The organism is Anabaena cylindrica UHCC 0172, from assembly GCF_034931625.1.
Taxonomy (GTDB): Bacteria; Cyanobacteriota; Cyanobacteriia; order Cyanobacteriales; family Nostocaceae; genus Anabaena; species Anabaena cylindrica_A.
Genome location: NZ_JAYGGY010000008.1, coordinates 1 through 24,059 on the forward strand (window position 1 = coordinate 1; position 24,059 = coordinate 24,059).

General features: G+C 38.6%; 23 protein-coding genes, 1 tRNA gene and 1 riboswitch. Of the genes, 8 read left to right on the forward strand and 16 right to left on the reverse strand.

Features of this window, described 5'->3' with window-relative positions; all coding sequences use genetic code 11:
* Nucleotides 1-210: 210 nt before the first annotated feature.
* From VB713_RS03750 to VB713_RS03760, 3 genes are all read right to left on the reverse strand, one after another.
* Nucleotides 211-1,347: a tyrosine-type recombinase/integrase gene (locus VB713_RS03750; RefSeq protein ID WP_323310245.1), complete on the reverse strand. Its 1,137-nt coding sequence runs from the start codon at nucleotides 1,345-1,347 to the stop codon at nucleotides 211-213.
* A gap of 177 nt (nucleotides 1,348-1,524) precedes the next feature.
* A tRNA-Phe gene (locus VB713_RS03755) sits at nucleotides 1,525-1,597 on the reverse strand.
* An 81-nt stretch (nucleotides 1,598-1,678) separates the two neighbouring features.
* Nucleotides 1,679-2,548, reverse strand: coding sequence for a metal ABC transporter permease (locus tag VB713_RS03760; protein WP_323310246.1), 870 nt, complete (start codon nucleotides 2,546-2,548; stop codon nucleotides 1,679-1,681).
* 236 nt (nucleotides 2,549-2,784) lie between these two features.
* On the opposite strand from VB713_RS03760, the gene VB713_RS03765 reads away from it, so the two are divergent.
* Nucleotides 2,785-3,048: an ArsR/SmtB family transcription factor gene (locus VB713_RS03765; RefSeq protein WP_371834367.1), complete on the forward strand. Its 264-nt coding sequence runs from the start codon at nucleotides 2,785-2,787 to the stop codon at nucleotides 3,046-3,048.
* 134 nt (nucleotides 3,049-3,182) lie between these two features.
* On the opposite strand, the gene VB713_RS03770 is transcribed toward VB713_RS03765, so the two are convergent.
* On the reverse strand, nucleotides 3,183-3,944 hold the full coding sequence (locus VB713_RS03770; protein WP_416242408.1) for a metal ABC transporter ATP-binding protein: 762 nt from the start codon (nucleotides 3,942-3,944) through the stop codon (nucleotides 3,183-3,185).
* Between the two features lie 128 nt (nucleotides 3,945-4,072).
* Nucleotides 4,073-5,071 carry a metal ABC transporter solute-binding protein, Zn/Mn family gene (locus tag VB713_RS03775; RefSeq protein ID WP_323310249.1) on the reverse strand — a complete coding sequence of 333 codons (999 nt, stop codon included), beginning with the start codon at nucleotides 5,069-5,071 and terminating at the stop codon, nucleotides 4,073-4,075.
* Between the two features lie 436 nt (nucleotides 5,072-5,507).
* Between VB713_RS03775 and VB713_RS03780 the strand changes: the two genes are divergently transcribed.
* The 3 genes from VB713_RS03780 (at nucleotide 5,508) to VB713_RS03790 (ending at nucleotide 9,047) form a co-directional block, all read left to right on the forward strand.
* Nucleotides 5,508-7,112 (forward strand): iron uptake porin, encoded by a 1,605-nt coding sequence (locus tag VB713_RS03780; protein ID WP_323310250.1) that lies wholly within the window; start codon nucleotides 5,508-5,510, stop codon nucleotides 7,110-7,112.
* Between the two features lie 418 nt (nucleotides 7,113-7,530).
* A complete protein-coding gene (locus VB713_RS03785; RefSeq protein ID WP_323310251.1) occupies nucleotides 7,531-8,115 on the forward strand; it encodes an L-threonylcarbamoyladenylate synthase in 585 nt (194 codons plus the stop codon).
* Nucleotides 8,116-8,141: 26 nt separating this feature from the next.
* Nucleotides 8,142-9,047 carry a HAMP domain-containing sensor histidine kinase gene (locus tag VB713_RS03790; RefSeq protein ID WP_323310252.1) on the forward strand — a complete coding sequence of 302 codons (906 nt, stop codon included), beginning with the start codon at nucleotides 8,142-8,144 and terminating at the stop codon, nucleotides 9,045-9,047.
* Here the strand turns inward: VB713_RS03790 and VB713_RS03795 are convergent.
* The 7 genes from VB713_RS03795 to VB713_RS03825 all read right to left on the reverse strand — a co-directional run bounded on the left by VB713_RS03795 (nucleotide 8,989) and on the right by VB713_RS03825 (nucleotide 15,448).
* The gene (locus tag VB713_RS03795) at nucleotides 8,989-9,456 is read right to left on the reverse strand and encodes a GNAT family N-acetyltransferase (protein ID WP_323310253.1); all 468 of its coding nucleotides are present in this window, start codon (nucleotides 9,454-9,456) and stop codon (nucleotides 8,989-8,991) included. The genes VB713_RS03790 and VB713_RS03795 overlap by 59 nt on opposite strands.
* 426 nt (nucleotides 9,457-9,882) lie before the next feature.
* Nucleotides 9,883-10,446, reverse strand: a complete 564-nt coding sequence (locus VB713_RS03800) for a Uma2 family endonuclease (protein WP_323310254.1) — start codon at nucleotides 10,444-10,446, stop codon at nucleotides 9,883-9,885.
* Nucleotides 10,447-10,720: 274 nt separating this feature from the next.
* Nucleotides 10,721-11,134, reverse strand: a complete 414-nt coding sequence (locus tag VB713_RS03805; protein ID WP_323310255.1) for a hypothetical protein — start codon at nucleotides 11,132-11,134, stop codon at nucleotides 10,721-10,723.
* A gap of 83 nt (nucleotides 11,135-11,217) precedes the next feature.
* Nucleotides 11,218-12,195: a protein translocase subunit SecF gene (gene secF / locus VB713_RS03810; protein WP_323310256.1), complete on the reverse strand. Its 978-nt coding sequence runs from the start codon at nucleotides 12,193-12,195 to the stop codon at nucleotides 11,218-11,220.
* Nucleotides 12,192-13,604 (reverse strand): protein translocase subunit SecD, encoded by a 1,413-nt coding sequence (secD, locus tag VB713_RS03815; protein WP_323310312.1) that lies wholly within the window; start codon nucleotides 13,602-13,604, stop codon nucleotides 12,192-12,194. Before secD ends, secF begins: the two co-directional genes overlap by 4 nt.
* Nucleotides 13,605-13,804: 200 nt before the next feature.
* Nucleotides 13,805-14,788, reverse strand: a complete 984-nt coding sequence (locus VB713_RS03820; RefSeq protein ID WP_323310257.1) for an alpha-ketoacid dehydrogenase subunit beta — start codon at nucleotides 14,786-14,788, stop codon at nucleotides 13,805-13,807.
* Nucleotides 14,789-15,190: 402 nt separating this feature from the next.
* Nucleotides 15,191-15,448 carry a hypothetical protein gene (locus VB713_RS03825; protein ID WP_323310258.1) on the reverse strand — a complete coding sequence of 86 codons (258 nt, stop codon included), beginning with the start codon at nucleotides 15,446-15,448 and terminating at the stop codon, nucleotides 15,191-15,193.
* Between the two features lie 293 nt (nucleotides 15,449-15,741).
* On the opposite strand from VB713_RS03825, the gene VB713_RS03830 reads away from it, so the two are divergent.
* Entirely contained in the window at nucleotides 15,742-17,154 is a 1,413-nt protein-coding gene (locus VB713_RS03830) for a restriction endonuclease (protein ID WP_323310259.1), read from the forward strand.
* Between the two features lie 113 nt (nucleotides 17,155-17,267).
* On the opposite strand, the gene VB713_RS03835 is transcribed toward VB713_RS03830, so the two are convergent.
* Nucleotides 17,268-18,155: a hypothetical protein gene (locus VB713_RS03835; RefSeq protein ID WP_323310260.1), complete on the reverse strand. Its 888-nt coding sequence runs from the start codon at nucleotides 18,153-18,155 to the stop codon at nucleotides 17,268-17,270.
* A gap of 57 nt (nucleotides 18,156-18,212) precedes the next feature.
* Between VB713_RS03835 and VB713_RS03840 the strand changes: the two genes are divergently transcribed.
* The gene (locus VB713_RS03840; RefSeq protein WP_323310261.1) at nucleotides 18,213-18,437 is read left to right on the forward strand and encodes a DUF433 domain-containing protein; all 225 of its coding nucleotides are present in this window, start codon (nucleotides 18,213-18,215) and stop codon (nucleotides 18,435-18,437) included.
* Nucleotides 18,434-18,775 (forward strand): DUF5615 family PIN-like protein, encoded by a 342-nt coding sequence (locus VB713_RS03845; RefSeq protein ID WP_323310262.1) that lies wholly within the window; start codon nucleotides 18,434-18,436, stop codon nucleotides 18,773-18,775. The genes VB713_RS03840 and VB713_RS03845 overlap by 4 nt, the downstream gene beginning before the upstream one ends.
* Before the next feature lie 155 nt (nucleotides 18,776-18,930).
* On the opposite strand, the gene thiC is transcribed toward VB713_RS03845, so the two are convergent.
* Both thiC and VB713_RS03855 read right to left on the reverse strand, forming a co-directional pair.
* Nucleotides 18,931-20,304 (reverse strand): phosphomethylpyrimidine synthase, encoded by a 1,374-nt coding sequence (gene thiC / locus VB713_RS03850; protein WP_323310263.1) that lies wholly within the window; start codon nucleotides 20,302-20,304, stop codon nucleotides 18,931-18,933.
* 7 nt (nucleotides 20,305-20,311) lie between these two features.
* Nucleotides 20,312-20,408, reverse strand: a riboswitch (TPP riboswitch).
* Between the two features lie 283 nt (nucleotides 20,409-20,691).
* Nucleotides 20,692-22,422 (reverse strand): asparagine synthetase B family protein, encoded by a 1,731-nt coding sequence (locus VB713_RS03855; protein WP_323310264.1) that lies wholly within the window; start codon nucleotides 22,420-22,422, stop codon nucleotides 20,692-20,694.
* Nucleotides 22,423-22,459: 37 nt separating this feature from the next.
* Between VB713_RS03855 and VB713_RS03860 the strand changes: the two genes are divergently transcribed.
* The gene (locus VB713_RS03860) at nucleotides 22,460-23,122 is read left to right on the forward strand and encodes a phosphorylase (protein ID WP_323310265.1); all 663 of its coding nucleotides are present in this window, start codon (nucleotides 22,460-22,462) and stop codon (nucleotides 23,120-23,122) included.
* Nucleotides 23,123-23,416: 294 nt separating this feature from the next.
* On the opposite strand, the gene VB713_RS03865 is transcribed toward VB713_RS03860, so the two are convergent.
* The gene (locus VB713_RS03865) at nucleotides 23,417-23,653 is read right to left on the reverse strand and encodes a hypothetical protein (RefSeq protein WP_323310266.1); all 237 of its coding nucleotides are present in this window, start codon (nucleotides 23,651-23,653) and stop codon (nucleotides 23,417-23,419) included.
* Between the last annotated feature and the right edge of the window lie 406 nt (nucleotides 23,654-24,059).

Sequence of the window (24,059 nt, forward strand, 5' to 3'; positions counted from 1 at the left end):
ATATTGATGCACTAATATATTATTTTGTCAAGATAATTTAGATGCGTTTCCCCTGCATTTAGTTGTAACTAACTTGATGACGTTATTTTAAAGTGAGTTATTGTGTGCATAAATAAATGGTGCAAAATAAAAGGATAATAAAATTCATTATTACCCCTTTTTCTTACTGTATTTATTTGAAGTGGTGTTATTTGCATTTTGATAATGCAGTTAAAACTCAGGTACTTGAACCTGTCTTATTGTACCTGCGTAATGTTTCATAATTATTTCAGGTGAATTACCTACCCATTTAGCAACCTGTACCACACTCACACCTGTTTCTAAGCAATTTGTGATAAACGTATGTCGTGTATGGTATTGGGGACGGTAAGGAACATTTAACTCAGATAATACAGTTTTCCAGGCTCGATTAAGGAAGTTATGAGCATCAATTAAACCGCCCTTGGGAGCTTTAAAGACTGGTGTATCTGCATTAGGATTACTTAGTTTGATAGAAAGTAACAACTCTTTGAGTGATTGATTAATAGGGAATTTACGGCTTTTATGAGTTTTGGTATCTTTACGATTACCTTCTACAACTGCTTCACTGAAAGTAATTAATGTTAGATTATTATTTATGTGTCCCCAATTTAACCCTATAGCTTCAGAAGTCCTACAACCCGTCATAAACAGAAATCTGACATAATTTGTGTAGTGATTGTAGTACATATTCCTCTCAAAAGCTGCAATAATCTGTTCTTGCTCACCTTTATTAAATGGGTTAATTGTTTCATCTTCATCTTTTACAGCTACTCTTACCTTCTGTGACATCCCCACGAATGGGTTATTACTAATCAACTCAGAATCTATTGCCCAATCACAACAAGCTTTTAATTGAGTTAAAACACGCTTTGTTGCATTAGGCGTTAATTTTTCCAGCAAGAAATCTCTGATTATTACCGCTTCAGAAAGCTTATGTGTTGGTAAACTGGCAATATGGTTTCTAGTCTTCTTAAAATCCTTATTAATCGTGGTGATACTCAAAGTCTTAGACTTATAAGTTGTGTATTTATCCCATAACTCAATCAATGTTGGTTGTTGTTGAATTTCTGTTGTTGTAATAAGGGTTAAATGAACTTGAGGTTTATATTTAGCTAACGTCGGGTCAAAGCGTTCAAATGCAATATCTGATTCTATCTGTTTCGCTTTAGCCTCAGCAAGCTTGCGATTTTCTGATGTATCTGACATCCCCAAAGTGAGGTATTTTTGTTTCCCCCCAAACAGGTGACGTGGTAAACGCAGTCTGAGTCTGTCTTGGAACGTTTCGACACCGACTGAACCTTTTGATGCTTTTTGTTCCACCTTCATTACCATATCTTTCCATCCTTCTGACTATGCTTTGTCCTCTGCTCTATATCATCATAGTCAATTCATAGTCAAAGTCAAGCCCAAAAATGCAAAAAATCCCACTAGAAATTTACTTAATTCCAGTAGGATTTATCAAAATACCTTTGCTTACAAGGCTTTCAGCTATTTTATTGAATATGCCAGGAACGAGACTTGAACTCGTGACACGAGGATTTTCAGTCCTCTGCTCTACCAACTGAGCTATCCCGGCGCGGGCTTTTTTTATGTTCGCCACGATTACTAACAATAGCAAAGTAATAAGAATTTGTCAAGTAGATTATAAAAGAAACTTTTAAGCTGCTTTTATCCCTAACTTTACCCAGGAGAAAACTAGGACGAACACTAGGAACTGAACGAGAACTATACTGGGGCCGGAAGCCAGGTTAAACACGCCAGAAACCATAATTCCCACGATGCTACTGCTAGAACCGACAATCACTGACAGGATGAGAAAGCTAATAAAATGGTGACTCATCAGTTTAGCGGTGGAAGCAGGAATCACTAAAAAGGCATTCACGAGTAAAACACCAACGGCTTTAATTGCCACTGCGACGGCTAAAGATAGTAAAACGACAAACCCATAACGATACAATTGAACGGGAACGCCTTGTACTTGGGCAACATCGGGGTTAAGGGTTAACAAAATTTGCGATCGCAATGTTGATAATAAAAAAATACTGCTACCTACAAGTACTACCAGTGTCAAAATTAAATCTGTGGCATCAATCGCTAAAATATCGCCAAACAGTACAGCCATCAAGTTACCGCGATATCCCTTAATCATGCTGGTAAGGATGACACCGATTGCTAATGCCCCTGACAGGACTATACTAAGAACGCTATCACTAGCTAAATCTGTTTTGTCAATTAAGTAGAGGACAATTACACCAAAAACTAAGGTAAACGGCAATAACATCCAAGTAGGATTTGTATTTAATAACACACCTAATGCTACGCCTACTAATGCTGCATGACCCACAGCATGACTGAAAAATGACAATTGGCGCAAAGTGACAAAACAACCCAGCAATCCCCCTAATATTCCCATTAATACAGCACCGATCATGGCACGTTGCATAAAGGGAAACTGTAATAAGTTCACCAAATCGTCACTATTCGTAATAGCTAATAAGATGCTTTGAACATCAGTCAATAAATTCATATCTGCGCTTTTATGATTCTTTTGGCTGTGGCGTAAACAGATTATTTTTTATTTCATCAATAAACATTCTATTCTAGTTCATAATAACTATATGGAAAGTTAAAAATTATATTTTCTCTATAAATAAATTGATTTAACAACAACCCATGATTCAATCTAATTCGCAAAGTACCTTGGATAGTAATATTCTTCAATCCTTGCCAGATGAAATTCTGAGTACTGAAAAAGCTCAACGCATGGCAGAATTTTTTAGTTTTCTAGGAGATGCTAATCGCTTACGAGTTCTCTCTTTATTAGCTAATAAAGAATTTTGTGTGAGCGATTTAGCAGCATTACTAGAAATGAGTGAATCTGCTGTTTCACATCAACTGAGAAACTTACGCGTTATGCGTTTGGTTAGTTACCGCAAACAAGGACGTAATGTATTTTATCGTCTCCATGATAGTCATGTTTTTCATCTTTATCAGTCTGTGGCTGAACATTTAGATGAAAAAGATTAGGTAATTGGTAATTAGTAATTGGTAATTGGTAATTGGTAATTCTTCTCCTGACTCCTGACTCCTGACTCCTGCCTCCTGACTCCTGCCTCCTGCCTCCTGACTCCTGACTCCTGACTCCTGAATTCTGCTGTAATTTAGTGATGATGTTGGTAACGACTAAAACCTGGCCCATAGGTTGCTAAAAGGTTTTGCGGTGAAAGGGCAATTTCTGGCTTTCCAGTACAGACAAGAGTTTGGTTAAGACAAAGGACGCGATCGCAATGACGGTTTACCATATCAATATCATGGGAAACCTGTAAGACAGTCCAACCCTCTTCCCGCTTTAATTCATTTAGCAAAGCATAAAAATCAGCCGCACCCTGCATATCTACCCCAGCAAAAGCTTCATCAAGTACCAACAATTTTCGTGGTGTTACCAAACAATAAGCCAGCAATACCCGTTTCAGTTGACCACCACTAAGAGTCCCAATGGCTTGATTTCTCAAACGATAAATATCTGTCCGCTGTAAAGCTGCTGCTATTGCTGTAGTTTTTTCTCGGTGATTTTGCCAAAAATTTGCAAATAAGGAATGTTTACTGTCATCTATTCCTAATCCTACTAACTCACTTACAGAAATAGGAAAACTACGATCAAAAATAAAGTTTTGTGGCATATAGCCCAATAAATGACGTAAACTTCCTAATCTGGAAATTGGGCGACCAAAGATTTCAATCTTCCCAGCAGTGCGAGGAATCAAATCGAAAATAGCTTTAACTAAAGTACTCTTACCTGCGCCATTTGGCCCTACTATAGCTGTATCTGTTCCTGGAAATAATTCAAAGGAAACATCGCGTACAGCTAGAAATTTCCCTTGATAGATAGTTAACCCTTCTACTCTTAATATCGGCAATGTCATTGCTTGCTGGTCGTCAGTCATCGAATTTTAAATTATTAGAAATTACTCACACTGATTTTGAACCCAAATACCCAGATGTCTAATTATTAAATTACGTTAGTGCAGCCTGCGGTCTGCACTCTTACGAATTATTTACACCCTGTTGATAAATTTTGTAAATTGGTTTTCATTGCCTGAAAATAATATTGCGGATTTGTGTCACCATTTTCTAAAGAATTTAGAGGATATAAAGTTAATTTTAAATCTTGAGAAAGGCTGGTCAGTAATTTGTTATCTACTCCTGGTTCACTAAATAAGGCTTTCACCTGATATTTTTTCACTGCATTGATAGCTTTCTGCACATCCGCTGGTGAAAGTTGGTCTTCAGGAATTTCTACAACTGCTACTTGCTTAAGATTATAGCGTGTGGCTAAGTAAGGAAAGGCATCATGAAAAGTGATAAAGGTGCAATTAGGAGTTTGTTGTAAAGTCTGCTGAAATTCATTATTTAAGTTGTCTAATTCCTGAATATAAGCCGCAGCATTGGTTTGGTAAGCTTCTTTATTTCCAGGATCAGCAGTAATTAATCCATCTCGAATATTAATTACCTGCTGTTTAGCCAAAACTGGATCTAACCAAACATGAGGATTACCTTTTGCGTGGTCATGTTTGTCATCGTGGTCATGGTCTTGATCTTTTATTTCCTCTACTGGAGAAATTTCATTTATAACTTTAATACTTTTACTGGCATCAATTTCAACTAATTGAGGATTTTGGGCATTTTTAACTGTATCTGTGAGAAATGTCTCCAACCCTAAGCCATTTTTTACCAACACATTAGCAGTTGCGATCGCTTTTACATTATCCGGTGTGGCCTGATAATCATGTATATCAGTCCCCGGTGGTACTAAAATTGCTACATCTGCCACATCCCCAGCAATTGCTTTAGTAAACAAATACACAGGTAAAAATGTTGCCACAACTTTGGTTTTTTCTGACTGTTTTACTGCCAACTCTTCAGCGCGTTTATCTGTATTAGTCCGTGCTTGGCTACAACCAGAGGCAATTGATAATATAAATAGCGTGATTATAAGCAGAATTTGCCTTTTTGGGCTACTTCCTCTAAATTTTATACCAGTATTAGTCATTTTGCTTGTCGGTATCAAGGATATTTGACGCATTTGTATCAATAGTTTTGATTAAAAATCCTACTCATTATACATTATAATTAGAATAATAATCATTATCATTCAATACTGACAATCACTATGATGCAAAATTTGCAAAATGCCTTAATTTTAAGTAATCTAAAATACATTTTTTCCAGGCATACTACTTTATAGTACGTTTCTTAAGTGCTAGGAGTTTTTTTACTACAAAGTTAAAAACTTTGCTTGTCTCTGCTAATATACTTAAAATCGTTTTTGTTCAGGAGTGCTAAGTAACCCATAGGGAAACGAGAGAGAAAAAGATGCTTTGTGTCTTGTTGCCAACCATCTTGACACAACTCTTAATATTCTCTATGGCGTTGGGGTTTTAGATCAATTTGATACTGATGTGAAATGTAAATGGGTGTGTGGAAAAATGCATAAAATATTGAATAATCTTGCTAGTCCAGCGATTTGCGGTGTAATGCTATGTGTGAATACATCTGTTTGGGCTGGAGAAGCACCAGTAACAACAGAACCTAGTGAAGCATTAGCCGTTTCTAGTTTAGAAAAAGAAGTTAATAAATCTTCTCAACAAGATTTAATGTCCCAAGTTACCTCCGTATCCCAGCTATCGGACGTACAACCCACAGATTGGGCATTCCAAGCTTTACAATCTTTGGTTGAGCGTTATGGTTGTATTGCAGGGTATCCCAACGGTACTTATCGTGGTAATCGTGCCATGACAAGGTATGAATTTGCAGCCGGTTTGAATGCTTGTTTAGATCGGGTGAATGAACTAATTGCTACAGCAACTGCTGATGGGGCGACAAAACAAGATTTAGCGACAATTCAAAAACTGCAAGAAGATTTTGCTGCTGAATTAGCAACCTTAAGAGGTCGTGTAGATGCACTAGAAGCGAGGGCTAGTGAGTTAGAAGCTAATCAATTTTCTACTACTAGTAAATTGCAAGGGCAAGTTGTCGGAGTTATTAGCGATGTTTTTGCTGGTGACAATGTTAACGGATCAACTACAGACAAAAATACAACTCTGGGTGTCAGGGCGCGGATTGAGTTTGTCAGCAGTTTTACTGGTAAAGATACGCTGTTTACCAGAATTGAGGCCAATAATATTAACAGCCCTAATATTAATACACCAGAGGGCAATTTGTTTTTTCAAGGTCCTAATGGTGATACCAATGCTTACTTAGGTACACTTTGGTACAAATTCCCCATAGGTGAAAAGACACAGGTAATAGCTATTGCTGAAGGTGGTGCAGCTGACGATGTTACCAATACAATTAATATCTTTGATGGTGATGGGGCGTTTGGTGCTTTGTCCACTTTTGGTACACGCAACCCGATTTATGGACAACTAGGTAGTAAAGGACTGGGAATAAATCACCAGTTTAGCAAGAAAGCATTACTAAGTTTAGCCTATTTGAGTAGTAATGCTAATGACCCTAGTGCGGGAAATGGTTTATTTGATGGTCCCTATGGTGCTTTGGCGCAGTTGACATTTAAACCAAGCGATCGCATTTCCCTTGGTCTAACATACATCAATTCCTACAAACAGCCATTAGTCACAGGTAGTAATCTGGCAACCTTCCAAGACTTGGATACAAATCTAGATGGCAATTCAGAAGCATTTTCCAGTAATTCTTACGGTGTGCAAGCATCTGTAGGTATTAGTGAAAAATTTGTTTTAGGTGGTTGGGCTGGATATACCAAGAGTCAGGTCTTAACAGGTACAAAGGGAGATATTGACATTTGGAACTATGCTGTTACTCTCGGTTTCCCCGACTTGGGCAAAAAAGGTAACTTGGCTGGTGTGATAGTCGGTATGGAACCGAAAGTTACAAGTTCCAGCTTTGGAGTAGAAGATAGCGATACCTCATATCATATTGAGGCATTTTATCAATACAAAATTAGCGACAATATCACCATTACCCCAGGTGTGATTTGGCTAACAGCACCAGATCACAACAATAATAATGATGATGTGTTCATTGGGGCGCTGAGAACCACCTTCAGTTTCTAAGTTCCAAGATCACAAAAAATTTAAGGGTAGAGACTTTCTACGGAACGTCTCTACAAAGGTTTTTAGGGAAAACCTAACCACAGCTAAATAAGAGTTTGAAAGTTTTCGTTGTAGATCCTAACAGAAAAAGACTAGCCTCCCACAGCTAGTCTTGCTAAAAAAAATGTTGTTCGCGTTGTCTTCTCAATAGAGTCAAAACCAAATTGCGCGTTCCCAAATTGTAACGGGCAACTTTTATTAACAAGATTGTAACAGCCAGTACAGTTTTTTCATAAAAATATATCAAAAAATATCTGTCCGCAGGTGGGTAGCTTTTATATTCCCAGGTAGATGCTTAAAAAGGCAGAAGGCATGACTAATCTTACTCAATTTATAATAGACAGCTGGTGGGAATAGAAAAAGTCTCAATCATAAATTTATGAATATTTGTCTAGAAATCTTGATAAATGGTGCTAGAAGTGGGAATTTAGTGAGTTTTCCGACAGACACAGTTCCCGCATTAGCTACTATCCCAGAAAAAGCAGAGTTGATTTATGCGGCTAAACAACGCAGTTTAGATAAACCTTTAATTTTGATGGCTGCTAGGGCTGATGATTTGTGGGCTTATGTGCAAGGTAGCGAGATAGAACATCAAATCTGGCAAGAGGTAGTTGCTAAATATTGGCCTGGTGGGTTGACTTTAGTATTACCAGCCAGTGACAAAGTTCCTACAGTTATGAATCCTGTTGACCCCACAACCATTGGGATTAGAGTACCAAATAATGCGATCGCTCAAAATATTTTGGCGCAAACCGGACCACTAGCTACTACTAGCGCCAATTTATCAGGTCAGCCACCATTACAAACAGTAGCCGCAATTCAAGCTGCCTTTCCAGGGGTGATAACTCTAGAATCGACTGCATATCAAGGGCTGAGTGTACCTTCCACTGTTGCTAAATGGACAGGGCTGAATTGGCAAATTTTGCGACAAGGTGGCATTAAGTTAGATAATTCAGGTACTTAACTGTACAGGTGAAACACTGCCGCAATATGAATTTAGATAACTGGCTATATTTGGGAATAGGAATAGTACTAGGATTGCTTATAGGCTCTTTATTAGCGCGGTTATTAACACCTGCAAACCCAGAAACCGAAATACAAGATATCCCCCTACTTTTACAAGAACAGGTGAAGCAAAGCCAACTGGCCTACCAAATGGCACAGGAAATGAGCCAGTTTAAAGCGGGTTTTTTGGCACGGATTACCCACGAATTGCGATCGCCCCTCAATGGTTTAATCGGACTACATCAGTTAATTTTGCACGACTTGTGTGAAAATCCAGCAGAAGAGAGGGAATTTGTCGCCCAAGCATATGAGCGATCGCTAAAACTGCTAAAAATGATAGATGAAATCCTCAGCGTCTCCAGAACAGAACACGGTACGAATAAATTAAATATTCAGCCTCTACAACTCACCCAAGTTTTACACGAAGTTCATCAACTAACTTATATGTTAGCGGCAAATCGGAATTATCCCTTTACCGTCTCACTTCCCAAACCAGAAATTTATGTTCTTGCAGATATGCGCTGGTTACGCCAAATATTGGTAAATTTAGTAGACACCACAATCTCTCAAATAGAAGAAGGCAGTATTTGCATCGCTACTAGTATTGTATCTACAAATAATACTATTCATATCTGGCTAGATGTCCCCACTCATGCTGTCATATCCAGTGAACCAGTAGACTTGATTGCATCTGAACAGACGACAAATCAAGAAAATACCGATCTATCATCAGGAATGAAGTTATTACTTAATCAAACGTTATTAGCAGTAATGGGAGGAAAGCTAGAGATTTTACCCTCTCCCACCACAGATTCCACCAGATTGCAAATATCTATGCCCCTAGCGACTCCTGAAGCTGAATTTCTCCAGCCGGAAGCGAACCCAGATTAGATTGATTGTATAAAACCATTGTCGTTGTACTATTAACTTGAAAACCAATTTTTTCGTAAAAGGCTTGTTGGTTAGTAGTCATCAAGTAAACACGTTCTACCTGCATCCGAGGATGACTTAAAACAGTTTCTACTAACTTGATTCCCAGTCCGTTACCTTGATACTCCGGGTGAATAACAACATCCCAAATCGTAGCGCGATAGATCCCATCAGAATTGGCTCTAGCAAAGCCAATCAGCTTCTCTCCATCCCAGACAGAAATCACAGGGTCACTATTAGCAATAGCTATGCCTAAATCTTTTATACTACGTCCTTGCGCCCAAAAAGCAGCAATATTAAATAGATTCTGGAGTTGGTAAAGATCAATTTCCGCATAGCATTCCCTAAAATGAATATGAGAATAGTTCATGTATAGACACCCAATTGTGGCAGTATCTTCGCTTCTGTTATGCCATATTTTTCTGGAAATTACTGTAAATGTATATATATGCTATGTATGCAACTAAACATTTAAATTTTAAATGTCTGATAGCGTAGCGTGGCGCAAGCCATATCAGGATTTACAGGATTAGAGGATTAACAAGATTTTTTGTGTAATTATTCATGCCGTTAATGAGTGAAACTCCCAATTTTCAATATTCATCATCAACATCCTGAAAAACCTTAAATTCCGCAAATCCTGATTCAGACAAAATCCGGCAAATCCTTAAATCCTGTAAATCCTGATTCAGACAAAATCCTGAAAAACCTTAAATCCCGCAAATCCTGATTCAGAAAACATCCTGAAAAACCTTAAATCCTGTAAATCCTGATTCAGACAAAATTTATACATCCTCTAACCACTCATTTTCAGCCAACCAAATATTTGAGTAACTGTTAACTGCAAATTTATCCCCGCTAACACTGGTAAATGCTGATCACCTCGTAAAAGTTCCGGTTGCTGATGGGGACGAAAAATCAAAATAGAACGGTCATCTGGGTCTATTAACCAACCTAATAAACAACCATGATTTAAGCAATATAAAATATTATCTATCACTCGAATTGAACTTTGTTCTGGAGAAAGAATTTCAATTGTCCAATCTGGAGGAAGAAGGAAATCATTATAGACTTCCTCATCAGCAGTCAAGGGAATATGTGACCAATTAAAAACCGCTATATCAGGTACTACTGAACGGATACCAAAACTACAACGCAACTCAGGAAAAGCATAAGCTATTTTTTCGCTTTCCGTGATATCATTAATACTATTACATAGTCTTAACTGTAATCGGCTATGCTTCCCTTTTGGCATTGGCTTGGTAATAATTTCACCATTAATATATTCATTGACAGGTTTTTTTTCTGGCAGTTTGAGAAATTCTTCTAGGGTCAGGGATTGAGTAATTGCCGTTGTCATTTTTCCTGAATCCTATACACAAGGTGTTTTTAGTGTAACAAAATTGTTGAAAATTTTGTCTAATTCTGATCATAAAAATCTGACTATTTTTTCATAATCAATCAATAAAAATTCTGTAAGGATTTAGGATATTTGATATAGCAGGGAACAGAAGAGAAAAATATTCTTCTTTCTTCTTTCTTCTTTCTTCTTTCTTCTTTTTCCTCCTGACTCCTGAATTCTGACAAAATTCTGTAAATCCTTAAATCCTGTAAATCCTGATTCAGACAAAGAATTAATGACAAACCCACTTCCACAAAGGATGACTAGGACCCTGTTGACGTATGCGATAAACCTGCTTTTCTAAACGTTGCTTTTCCGGTTCCGGTAGTCCTATTAAAATATTTCGACTTTGCCAAACTAAAACAGAAACAGTCATTCCAATACAAAAAGCTAAACCTAGAGTAGCTAGTGGATGAAAAAATAGTCCATATCGCACCGCTACCCAGGTAAAATATTGTTTCCATAATGCAATTTCTGTACGTAAATCCCACATACAAATAGGCGCAATCAGGAGCCACAGACAGCCAGAAAATAACCATCTGCCATATACTGTTAGCTGGTGTAACCTCTGTACTTGGTGAATAAAAGAAGCATCAGAGTTGTCAAAGCTTGAGTCATTAATTGGTGGTTCTTCCTGTTGAGCCATAGGAAAATAAAATTACAATATATGGGAAAAGCAATTCAAAATTTGACAAGATGCTTTAATCCCATTTTGGACTAATCTCTAACCTAACTATCCTGGGAACTCACAGAAGTATCAATTGCTGAAAGTGTGGATTTTTCTGTGCGTTCTCGCCACCAAGTTAGAAGTGTACTGGCAATAAAAATACTTGAATATGCCCCCATAAGAAAGCCGATAATTAGAGCCAAAGAGAAATAATGCAGCGTTTCTCCACCAAAGAGGAAAATGGCAGTTAATGTCAACAGCGTTGTTAAAGTAGTGTTGATTGACCTGGATAAGGTTTGGTTGACAGCATCATCAACAATTTCTGCAATTGGTTTCTCTGGATTAATTTTGAGAGTTTCCCGAATGCGGTCATAAATTACTACCGTATCGTTAACAGAGAAACCTGTAATAGTCAGCAAAGCAACAATAAAGAGGCTATCAACTTCTATACCTGCAACTAAGCCTAAAATTGAGAATGCCCCCACTGTGACTAAGATATCATGGAACAGAGCAACGATCGCAAACAGTGCAAAGTCTAACTGAAAGCGGAAGGTCATGTAGACAGTAATTAGCACGAAGGAAACTACCAGAGCTAAGACTCCAGATGTAAATAGTTCTCGTCCTAGTGTGGGGCCTACTGAATCAATTTGATTTTTTTGCGGGTCGAAAGTACCAATTTTTTCGCTTAAGGCGTTTTGCAACTTGCTACGCTGGTCGGTTTCTAAGTTTTTTGTGCGAATGGTAATGCCATTTTCTTTACCATCTTCGGAGATTAATTGAATGCTGCTATCTCCAAGTCCCTGTTCTTTAGCGACTTCTCTTACGGCGTTGATATCTATGGGTTGGTCACAATTATTAGGTAGGCTACAGTCCCTAACTAGCTGCAATCTTGTCCCACCAATAAAATCTAAACTGGGACGTAGGGGTGCTTTAATACCTGGTGTTTGCCAAGAAATCACCATTGAGATGATACCACTGAGGATGATAGCAGCGGAAATAGCCCACCAAAGACTCCGCGATTTATTAATACTTAGTTTCATTTAGCAACCTCTGCCTTATTTGCTGCTCCTACATTGGGAGAGTAAAATTCTGTTTTCCGCAAGGAGGGAATGGAAATAGCCAAAAACATCAAAGTGCGACTACAGGTAATTGCGGTAAACATACTCACTGCTACTCCTAAAGCCAGAGTTAAGGCAAAACCTTTAACCAACCCAGAACCTAACCAAAATAGGGCAGCACAAGCAATCCATGTAGTGACATTACTATCTAAAATGCTGGAAAATGCCCGGTAAAAACCAGACTCTACGGAACGATATAAAGATTTACCCGCTTGCAATTCTTCCCTTGTGCGTTCAAAAATCAATACGTTAGCATCCACAGCCATGCCGATACTGAGAATAAAACCGGCAATTCCTGGTAGTGTGAGAGTAACGCCTAACAAACAAAAGGTAGCCCAGGTGAGAAGGGAGTAAATCACTAGTGAAAAATCAGCAATAACTCCTGGTAGTCTATAGTAGATTACCATAAAGATTAATACTAAAATCAGACCACCAATACCAGCGTAAATGCTGCTTTGAATACTATCTTTACCTAAGGTTGCCCCTACTGTTCGTCTTTCAGCAATTTCTACAGGTACGGGTAACGCGCCACCACGTAATTGCACACCTAAATTATTGGCTTCTTCAGCTTGAAAGCGACCTGTAATGACAGCAGAACCTCCAGTAATCCCAGCAGCGGCAAATTCTACTCCTACTGTGGGGGAACTAATCAGTTCATTGTCAAGAAAAATACCAATGCCGCGTCCTGTTCCGGCCAGTGTTTTGGTCAAGTCGGCAAATAGTTCACCACCTTTTTGATCGAAGCGAATAGCAACGTTCCAATTGTTGCCTTGAGTGGGTTCACCGTAGGCATCCTTGAGGTATTTACCTGTGAGTGGTGGTTTGGTGCTTTCAAATAATTCTGAAATTGCTTGATGATTATTTTGCAACTGTTCCTGATTTTTAGCAATTGCAGCTTGGTCTTTGGCAGTTCTCAACTCTCCCTGCTTGGTTTTTAGTTCTGTTCGTGATACTTGCAGAGCAAATAGTTGAGTTTCTGTATTCGGCTTTTGAGTCTTAAATTCTAATTGCGCTGTACCTCCTAGTACCCTTTCTGCTTGCTCTGGGTCATTTACTCCCGGCAGTTGGACTAAGATTTTATCTGTACCCACAGTTTGAATTATTGGCTCAGAAACGCCGAGTCCGTTAATCCGACCTTCTACAACTTTCTTCACGGCTTCCAATTCGCGGTCGGTGATTACCTTAATATCTTCTGTCGGTTTCACCTGAATTGTAAGCTGTGAGCCTCCTCGCAAGTCCAGTCCCAAGGGTACGGGAATATTAGCAATCACCGCAATTGCGGCGATTACCAAAACTATAATTAATGCTAATAGCGATCGCTGTCTTTGCATACCATCACTCACAACTGACAAAGGCTATAATAGCGTTCTTTTAGCCAGCTGTGAGTAGAAGTTTTAACAGGAGTCAGGAGTTCAGGAGTTCAGGAGTTCAGGAGTCAGGAGTCAGGAGTCAGGAGTCAGGAGTCAGGAGTCAGAAGTCAATTTTTACCTTTTGCCCTATTCTCTTTTCACTGTCAACTGTCACCTGTCAACTAAACTCGCAAAGCTACCATTTTTTGGACTGCTTCCACGATTTGCTCTGGTTGGATAATTGTCAACCGCTCCAAATTACCGTTATAAGGTGTGGGAATATCTTGGGAAGAAAGTCTTAACACAGGTGCATCTAATTCATCAAACAACCTGTCATTAATAGAAGCTGTTAATTCTGCACCAATACCCCCAGTTCTCATACACTCTTCGACGATAATTACACGGTGGGTCTTACGCACGGATGCACCAATAGTATCAAAATCTAAGGGTTTGAGAGATATTAGGTCAATAACTTCTGGATCATATCCTTCTTTTTCAAGAGTTTTGAGGGCTTGCAGGACGTGATACCGCATCCGGGAATAGGTAAGAATTGTCACGTCTTTGCCTTGACGTACTACTTCAGCTTTATCCAGTGGTAGTACATATTCTGTTTCTGGCAGATTTTCTTTTAAGTTATAAAGCAAAACGTGTTCAAAAAATAACACCGGGTTATCATCGCGGATTGCTGCTTTGAGTAGTCCTTTGGCGTTATATGGTGTGGAACAGGCCACAATTTTCAAACCTGGAACAGCTTGGAAATAAGCTTCTAGTCGTTGAGAATGTTCTGCACCCAACTGTCTACCCACACCACCAGGGCCACGAATCACCATTGGGATTTTGAAGTTACCACCGGAAGTGTAGCGCAACATCCCGGCGTTGTTAGAGATTTGATTGAAAGCCAAGAGCAAAAAGCCCATGTTCATGCCTTCAATAATAGGTCTTAGCCCCGTCATCGCTGCCCCTACAGCTATACCAGTAAAGCTATTTTCGGCAATGGGGGTATCTAAAACTCGCAGTTCACCATACTTTTCGTATAGGTCTTTGGTAACTTTATAGGAGCCACCGTACTGTCCTACGTCTTCACCCAGAACAAATACACTAGGATCGCGTGCCATTTCTTCATCAATGGCTTCCCGCAGGGCGTTAAAAAATAGTGTTTCTGCCATTTAGACCTTTATCACAATTTATTGTTTTAGAATTTTATCGCGCCACCGTCCCTAATACCGTCAGCGATCGCACTAGATTGCGGACTGGTGATTGGTGACTAGGAATAGAGGAAGAGGTTATTAACCTGCTATACTCTAGTCTTCTACCACTTCATATCAATCTTCAATTAAAACTGCAAACGTCCGTGCCAACTTTTGAAGAGAAGTTATATCCACGGTAGTCAAGCCCTTTTCACCTCGTTGTATTCTATTTTATAGCGATTCCTGTCGGAAAGGGTGCGATGATTGCACGGACGAGTTCTAAGCGATCGCTTTCAGGTAGTTGAAAGGCTTGCTCTTTCAGTTCTTGTAGGGACATATAGGTTATTTTAACAAAGACTATTAGTTAAATTTTAGTATGAGTTATGGCTTTATGGAACGGTTTTCTTCAACTAAACGCAGACAATCTTCAAGATCATCACCATGCCAAGTTCCGGCATAATGTAGTAAATCACCTGCTTTTTTACCTCGCTTAATGGGGGAAATGCGACGTAAGGGGCGTTGATTTGCGGTGCTTTTTTCCTGGATAGAGTCAAGGAAATCACTAACTAAGGAAAGCTGTTCTGGTGGTAGTTGGGATATCTGTTGTTCAATCTTTTGATGTAGTTCTAAATAAGTCATCTGTACCTCGTTTTGGTAGCAAGAATGGGGATTATTCTATTTTATCTCTTTATTTTACAGCGATCGCTCTCATCAAAATCACACTATAGGCGATACCTTTGGTGCGCTTCGCTATCGCACTTCCCAAAATCACCCTATAAGCGATTCCTACGGCGCACCACTCACAAGCTTCGTATTGTGTCTATGTCCATTCTGATTTAAACAGGAGAAATATAGAAAAAACTATGCTGAGTAGCAATTACCTAATATGTCTTGCTATATTAGTTATAAATACATATCTATTTTAAAACAAGATGCAAGAATTGGTATCTGTACGCACTTTTAAAGGACATTCAAATAAGGTTCTATCTGTTGTTTTTAGTCCTGATGGAAAGATATTAGCGAGTGCTAGTGATGACAAAACCGTTAAAATTTGGAATTTAGTTACCAAGGAATCTTATACTCTCGAAGGACATGGTGAATCGTCTTGGTTTGGAGGTGTTAATTCCGTTGCGTTCAGTCCAGACGGTAAGATATTAGCAAGTGCTAGTGATGACAAAACTATTAAATTGTGGGATGTAAACACTAAACAAGAAATTGAGACTTTTACAGGGCATGAAGAAAAGGTTTACTGTGTTGCTTTTAGTCCAGACGGTAAGATTTTAGCTAGTGCTAGTAAAGATAAAACAATCAAGTTTTGGTCGATTCCATTAGGAAAGGAAATATCCTCATTTAAGGGACATTTAGATGATGTTTTATGCGTTGCTTTTAGCCCAAATGGTAAAATCTTAGCTAGTGGTGGTGGTGGGAATGATAAAACTATTAAAATTTGGTATTTAGCTGAAAAAAAAGTGCAGACATTAACTGGACATTCTGATTGGTTTGCGAGAATTAATTCTCTTGCTTTTAGTCCAGATGGTAATATTTTAGCTAGTGGTAGTAAAGATAAAACAGTAAAGTTATGGAAATTAGAAACAGGTAAAGAAATATATACTCTAACTGGACATTCCGATGATGTTTGTTCTGTGGCTTTCAGTCCCAATGGTCAAATTTTAGCCAGTAGTAGTAAAGATAAAACCGTAAAATTATGGAATTTGAACAACCGTCAAGCAATCTCTACTTTTACAGGACTTGATGGTTCAGTGTATTCTGTTGTGTTTAGCCCAAATGGTGAAACTTTAGCTGCTGGTTGTGAAGATAAAAATATTACGTTGTTTCCTTGCGGGAATTTACAAAAAGTAGACCTAACCTCCACTAAGAAGGAAAGAGCCAAATTTTCAACATATGATATATCATGTCCTTGGACTCAACTTGATGATGAGCAATTTGAGGAACTTTGCTACGATCTTATTAAAGAAAAACATAATCCAATTGAGATACATAAAATCGGTAAATCTCGCTCCCGTGATGGTGGTAGAGATATTGTATTTTACAAATCTATAGGTATTAATAATAATCCTGTGAAATGGATAGTACAGTGTAAATTAATCCGAAATGGAAAGTCTCTTACAGGAAAAAAAGTTGATAATATTCGGGATATGTTGGATGAATATAATGCAGGTGGCTTCTGTGTGATGACAAGTGGTATAATTGACGCTACTTTACATGACAAGCTAGATAATATGAAGGAGAAAACTGCTATTGAGATAGAAAAATGGTCATATTTAGAAATAGAACGCTTCTTAGCAGAACATCCAGAAATTAAAGCAAGATATTTTAAAGATTAATCTAATAAAAATTATCAATAAAAATAGCCTATACAAGTAGGCTCTGTCTGTATAGCCCCAGATTTATAATCTGAGGACTATATCAAAAATCCCTTGACCAATATATCCTAAACTTACTCATTCCCCAATCTTTGCAACAATTCCTCACGGGATAAATTACCCAAAGAAAGAAGTAACTGAGTGCGTTCAGAAATAGGAATATTAGCAATCTTTTCCACCAAACCAGATAACTCAGCATCCAAACTACCAAAACGCCCTTCCAGAAGAGAAGTTATCAAATAAACTTGTCCTTCTTGCTTCCAGTCTTCTATTTGTTGTAAATAAGCCGGTGATAAGTTCATAATTACTTCCTTTTCTTCCATACTTAAATTATCTCTCAATTCTAAATTCTTGCGCCAGTCCGCTAAAATTTCTAACAAATTCTCGCGAAAAGGGTTATTTTCTGGTAACTCAGTTAACTCCTCCACTGCTCTTTTTTGTGTTCCTCCTTTTCCCAAAACTCTCAACCATAAGGTATCCTCATTTTCAGGTAACTGATGAATCACAACTATTGCTGTTTTCAGAATATTCGGTAGAAAATAAACACCTTGAACCCAATCTTCTGCAATTTCAACTGCACCTAAACCCGCAATCATCCGAGATGAAAAAGTTGGTGTTAAAATCCATAAAATCGGTAAATCTGATTCTGCAATATTTCTGTTTTCTCGTTTCGCTTTCCTAACTACATCACCATGAACAGCATATAATTTGAGTAAACAACTGCGAATTTCTGTTTCTGATGGTGGGTTGCGAAAAGGCTCAATTAAACATTGAGTTTTCGCCATCTTCCCTAATAAACCCAAAGGTAGATTTTCTTGAGGTTGAGAAGAAAATGGTTCAAACCAAACATCAATTTCTTGAACTTCACTTTTTACCTTTTCGCTTTTTTTAATTGTTCCTAGAGGTGTTAATAATTCCTCTAGATATTCTTTGGCGAATTGATCATGAGATTGTCGAGTCATTTTATTATATCAAAAATTATGTTACAATACTCTTTATGCCTATCATTTATTAACTAAATGAACGAACTATTAACTCGTATTACACAAATACCTGGTCAATGTGGGGGTCGTCCTTGTATTCGCGGAATGAGAATTAGAGTTAGTGACATTTTAGAAATGTTAGCCGAAAATGTCAGCGTTAGCGAAATTTTAGAAGACTTTCCCGATTTAGAACCGGAAGATATTCAAGCTTGTCTTGTGTTTGCTGCACGACGGACTGATTTTGTACGATTGACAGCATGAAAATTTGGATTGATGCACAGTTACCCCCGACATTGGCAAGCTGGATAACAGATACTTTTGCTATAGAAGCATTTTCATTAAGAGATATTGGGTTACGTGATGCTAAAGATATAGAAATTTTTGAAGCTGCAAAAATCGCTAATGTCATCATCATGACGAAAGACAGTGATTTCGTTGATTTGGTTTGTCGGTTAGGAATCCCTCCTCAAATTCTTTGGCTGACTTGTGAAAATGTGACGAATCGTAATTTGCGTCAACTTCTGACAATTACTTTACCTAATGCTTTGCAACAATTACAGCAAGGAGAAATAATTGTGGAAATTAGTAATAGTCGGTAAATAATTACTTGAGCTTAAATAACTCTCATAATCTTATCTTCTTTCTTCCTTTGCGCCTTTGCGCCTTTGCGTGAGATATAAAAATATGGTTCATAAAAATCGCTATAACATCGTTACCAGGTTCAACCCAGTAACGATGTTTAACGATAATTATGTTAGCTTTGTGCTACAGGTTCTTTTGCCAAAAACTTCTCCAATTCAGTCAAAGCATCAGCATCAACCTTAGTCTGCATTGGACAGAATTTAGGTCCACACATGGAACAAAACTCAGCCGTTTTATAGATATCTGCGGGTAAAGTTTCGTCGTGATATTCCTTCGCTCTTTCTGGGTCTAAAGATAACTCAAATTGACGATTCCAGTCGAAATTATAGCGAGCCGCAGACAGTTCATCATCTCTGTCTCTAGCACCAGGGCGATGTCTAGCAATATCCGCAGCATGAGCCGCAATTTTATAAGCAATTAAGCCATTACGCACATCTTCAGCATTAGGTAAACCTAAATGTTCTTTAGGAGTCACATAACACAACATTGCTGTTCCATACCAACCCGCCATAGCCGCGCCAATCGCTGAGGTAATATGGTCGTAACCAGGAGCAATATCTGTAACCAAAGGACCGAGAACATAGAAAGGTGCTTCCGAACACTCTTCCATTTGCTTGCGGACATTGAACTCAATTTGATCCATAGGTACGTGGCCTGGCCCTTCTACCATCACTTGGATATCATGTTCCCAAGCCTTGCGGGTAAGATTTCCCAGAGTTTTCAGTTCCGCTAATTGGGCTTCATCGGAGGCATCATGGGTACATCCTGGGCGCAGGGAGTCGCCTAAACTGAAAGAAACATCATATCTTTTAAAAATCTCAATGATGTCGTTGAAATGGGTATATAAGGGGTTTTGTTTGTGGTGATGCAACATCCACCGTGCCAAAATTCCACCACCACGAGAGACAATACCTGTAATTCGGTTTCTGACTAAAGGTAAATGTTCAATCAAAATCCCCGCATGGATAGTTTGATAATCTACCCCTTGCTGGGCGTGTTTTTCGATGATGTGGAGAAAGTCATCAGCGGTAAGATTTTCAATTGTGCCGTGAACGCTTTCTAAAGCTTGGTAAACTGGAACTGTGCCAATGGGAACAGGTGAAGCGTTGATAATTGCGGTACGAATTTCATCTAAATTACCGCCACCTGTGGACAAATCCATGACGGTATCAGCACCGTATTTTACCGCCAGATTGAGTTTATCAACTTCTTCTTGCAAGTTGGAGGAGTTGGGAGAAGCACCGATATTGGCATTAACTTTGCATTTAGAAGCGATACCAATGGCCATCGGTTCTAAGTTAGTGTGATTAATATTCGCAGGGATAATCATTCTTCCCCGTGCCACTTCTGCGCGAATAAGTTCATCTGGCAGATTTTCCCGCTTGGCTACGTATTGCATTTCCTCGGTGATGACACCCTGACGGGCGTAGTGCATTTGCGATACGTTATCTTGTCCACGTCGCTTGGCTACCCATTCTGTACGCATATTACATTCCTTAAATAAACAGCTTCCCTCCGCTGGTATTACCCAGACTCAGGTGTTAAGGGTTTGATCTCAGCTTGGTTTCTCAAGCACCCCTAGCATGAATGGAATTGTAGCATTTTCGTTGTGGTTGGGTTAATTTTGGGGATACTTGTGTTTGAAAGGATTATTTATGAATACGTTCGCGTAGCGTGCCGGAGGCATACCGCACAGATAACAAAACCTAGCCCTAACATTCCCCCACATCGAATCCACAGCACCACCAGGATTCCAAGATTTATTTTGCGCGTGGATTTTATTGTTCAGATGTAACAGTATATTTTCAAAATTTACCCCGAAATTTTAGGTGATGGTCTTACAGACCTTAAATGAAGTTCTTTTAGCATTTAACTACTTCTTTAATGTAGATTTATTTACCTGTAACCAAATTTCTAAACTTACTAATAACCATAATTTAACACCATATCTTCCCCAAACATCACCTTTAAAATCTAACCAGTTACGCAAAATATCCCGATTAATATAAGGTGAAATTTCACTATTTCTATTTAACAATAATTGTCTAGCTTCCCGTTGCCAATATTTTTTAAATCCTAGTTGTACTGGAACCATCATGCCGCTTTTAGGACGATGAATAATGGTATCTGGTAAAATATCGCTAACGGCTTTTTTGAGTACGGCTTTTTCTTCTACTCCTGAAAGTTTATATTCAGGGGGAATTTGCATACTTAATTCTACTACTCGCTGATCAAATAATGGTGATAATGCTTGTAAATCTGCGGCTTGAGTTAAGTTATTGACTTTTGTTAAAATCAGATCTGCACCTTTAAATTTAATATTCAATGCCATTAATCTGTTCAAGTAGTTTGCATTGGAATTTAAGTCAGCAGAAAATATAGATGGTTCATTTTTGAGACTTTGCCAAAATTTTGGTTTTAAAAGTTGTGATAAATCTAATGCACATTTTTGAAAGGAAAATAAATATGCTTGCAAAGAATCTTGCTGATTAATAGAACCGTATAAACTATTAATTAACATTGGCTGATTTTTGGGTCCACCAAAGCAAGGATCTCCACCTTCTCCATTGAGGGTAATCTGTACATTTTCTCTTGCCATTATTCCTAATAATAGGTTTGGCACTGTTAAAGGATCACCGATAGGATCATCTAAATAAGCCATTGTTTCCGGTAGACGTTCCCACATATCCTGGAAGGTGATTTCTAAAATGTGGTGTTGGGTTTGGCAATGTTGAGCGACTAAATTAGAAAATTCTAATTCATTTGCAGTTTCTGTACCGAAATGAATTGAATAAGTATGAACTGGTGCAGTATGAAGTTTTGCGGCTAATGCAGTAATGCTACTTGAATCTAAACCACCTGACAAAAATACTCCTACAGGTTCATTTTGTGGTAAATATTCTTGTACAACTTGCTCAAGTAAAGAACGCAGTTTTGTGCTATACCATTCTAAAGGTTGATTGCTATCTGTTATCTGTTCTTGTAGTTGCCAATAATGATAAATTCGCTCTGTTGGCATTTGCAATAAGGTTCCGGGACGCATTTCTCGGACATTTTGCCAAAGTGTTCTTTCTCCGGGAACGAAGGCGCAACAGAGATAATCTCGTAATGCTACTAAATCTAAATCATGGGAGTGAAAGGGGTTTAAAGTTCTTAATTTTGGGGCTATCCAGCGAGTTAAACCGGTGGTAGTGTAATATAGAGTGCGGCTGCCGATGCGATCGCGCCCTAACCACAATATCTGTTGTTCACAATCCCAAATTACTAGCCCAAACATCCCCACCAATAGAGTTAAGCACTGAGAACCGTATTTTTCCCACAGTTGAGCAACCAGTTGTTGATTACTGCAATGATCATTAATCTCAATTCCCAATTTTCGCAGTAATTCACCCCGGTTACTTAACCACACATCCCCAACTACTACAAATCTTTTTGTCGGACTAATTGCAAAGTGTGCTGGTGCAGAAATAACTGCAAATTGCTTATCTTGCCAAATTACATCTTCTGTTAAACTCTCTAACCTGCCCCATCCTACACACCAACTAGACTTTATTTCTACATCTGAAATAGCAGATTTAGGCGGTTTAAAAAAATTAAATAGCATCGGATATAGATTTACCTTTTTCCCGATAATTGAAAATATGCACTTGATTCACACAATTTTAGTACCCCAAGGAGCAGAATACCAAGCCGTTTGTCGCGGTTTAAGTCGTGTGACTGGTTCTCCACCTCAAGCGATCGCAATTCCAATGGGGATGCAACCACTACGGCAATTTTTAGAAAAGAACTGTCAACATCTCAATCAGAGAGTGCTGCTGATGGGTTTATGTGGCAGTCTCAATGAGCTTTACAGAGTTGGTGATGTTGTTGGTTATCGAGATTGTGTTGATCAAGAAAATATAATCCGCAAGTGCGACTTTACCTACACGAGAGAGATACATAGCCAAATTAAGGGTAAAATATCTTTTGTAAAAGGACTAACAAGCGATCGTATAATTTGCCTAGCAGCAGAAAAACGTCACCTAAACCAAAAAGCTGATGTTGTCGATATGGAAGGATCAACCGCATTAGAATTTCTCCTACCACTGGGTGCATCAGTAGCCATGATACGAGTCGTCAGCGACGATTGTCTCCATGACATACCCAACCTCACATCAGCCTTCTCCGAAGATGGTTCCCTCAAACCCTTGCCCCTCACCTGGGCATTAATCCGCCAACCCCTAGCAGCCACTCGACTGATTCGCGGTTCCTTACAAGCACTCAACGTCTTAGAAAAAATAGCTTCCCGTTTAGTCACTGCGTGAAATTACTACTCTGTTAACACCGTTGACGAATATCTAAAAAGTCTCAAAGCCTGATGTTGTCATTACTATACTGCCAACGGGTGAAATTTGGACTTATGTCATACTGAGCGTAACGTAGTGCAGCGTTCGCGTAGCGTGCCGTAGGCTCTAGTATCTCGGAGATTCTTCACTTCGTACCCTACGGGAAGCAAGCTACAGAATGACACTTTTAACCCGTTTTTAGTATATCAACCGACTTCATCGACTAAATATCAAGCCTTTCTGAACTCGCCAACGGTATCAAGAACTCAAAGCTTAAATCACAACTTCGTCACGTTGGGAATCAAAAACAATCTCAAAAGAAGCATGAGGTGAAAGTTCACGTAAGTGACGAATATAACCGTCAGCATCTGAACGACTACGGAATCTGGACACAATTACTCGCGGTTGATCTGCCGCCAAACGAGCTATAGCCCAACCATTCAAACGATTTTTGTAAGTAATAGCCTGATTTTCTGATTTGGTATCTTTGTAATCTGTGTTTTGTGGCATTATTATATTATCCGTATGAAATTGAGTGACTGGCGTTAGTACTTCTCTTAGGGGGGATAGGACTAGCGCCTTTAATTAATTGTCGATGCCACCTTGTTATTACATAATTTTTTAATTGTCAATACTTAGTGCAACAACATGACTGAGTATTAAGCAACAAAACTGAGAAGAATGAAATTTAGAGAATTGTCAGGATACAGAAACATAATCAGGACTTACGCAACTGAAGTACGGTGCGTCAAACTTTATCAATCCTGCAAACAAACAGATGTTTAATCTTTGACGCACCTTTTTTAACTTTTTCTAAGGATATAGCCTTTATCAGTCTAGTGAAGTACAAAATCATCTGCGTTTATCTGCGTCCATCTGCGTTTAATTATTACTGCTTGTACCTCACTTGAATGGG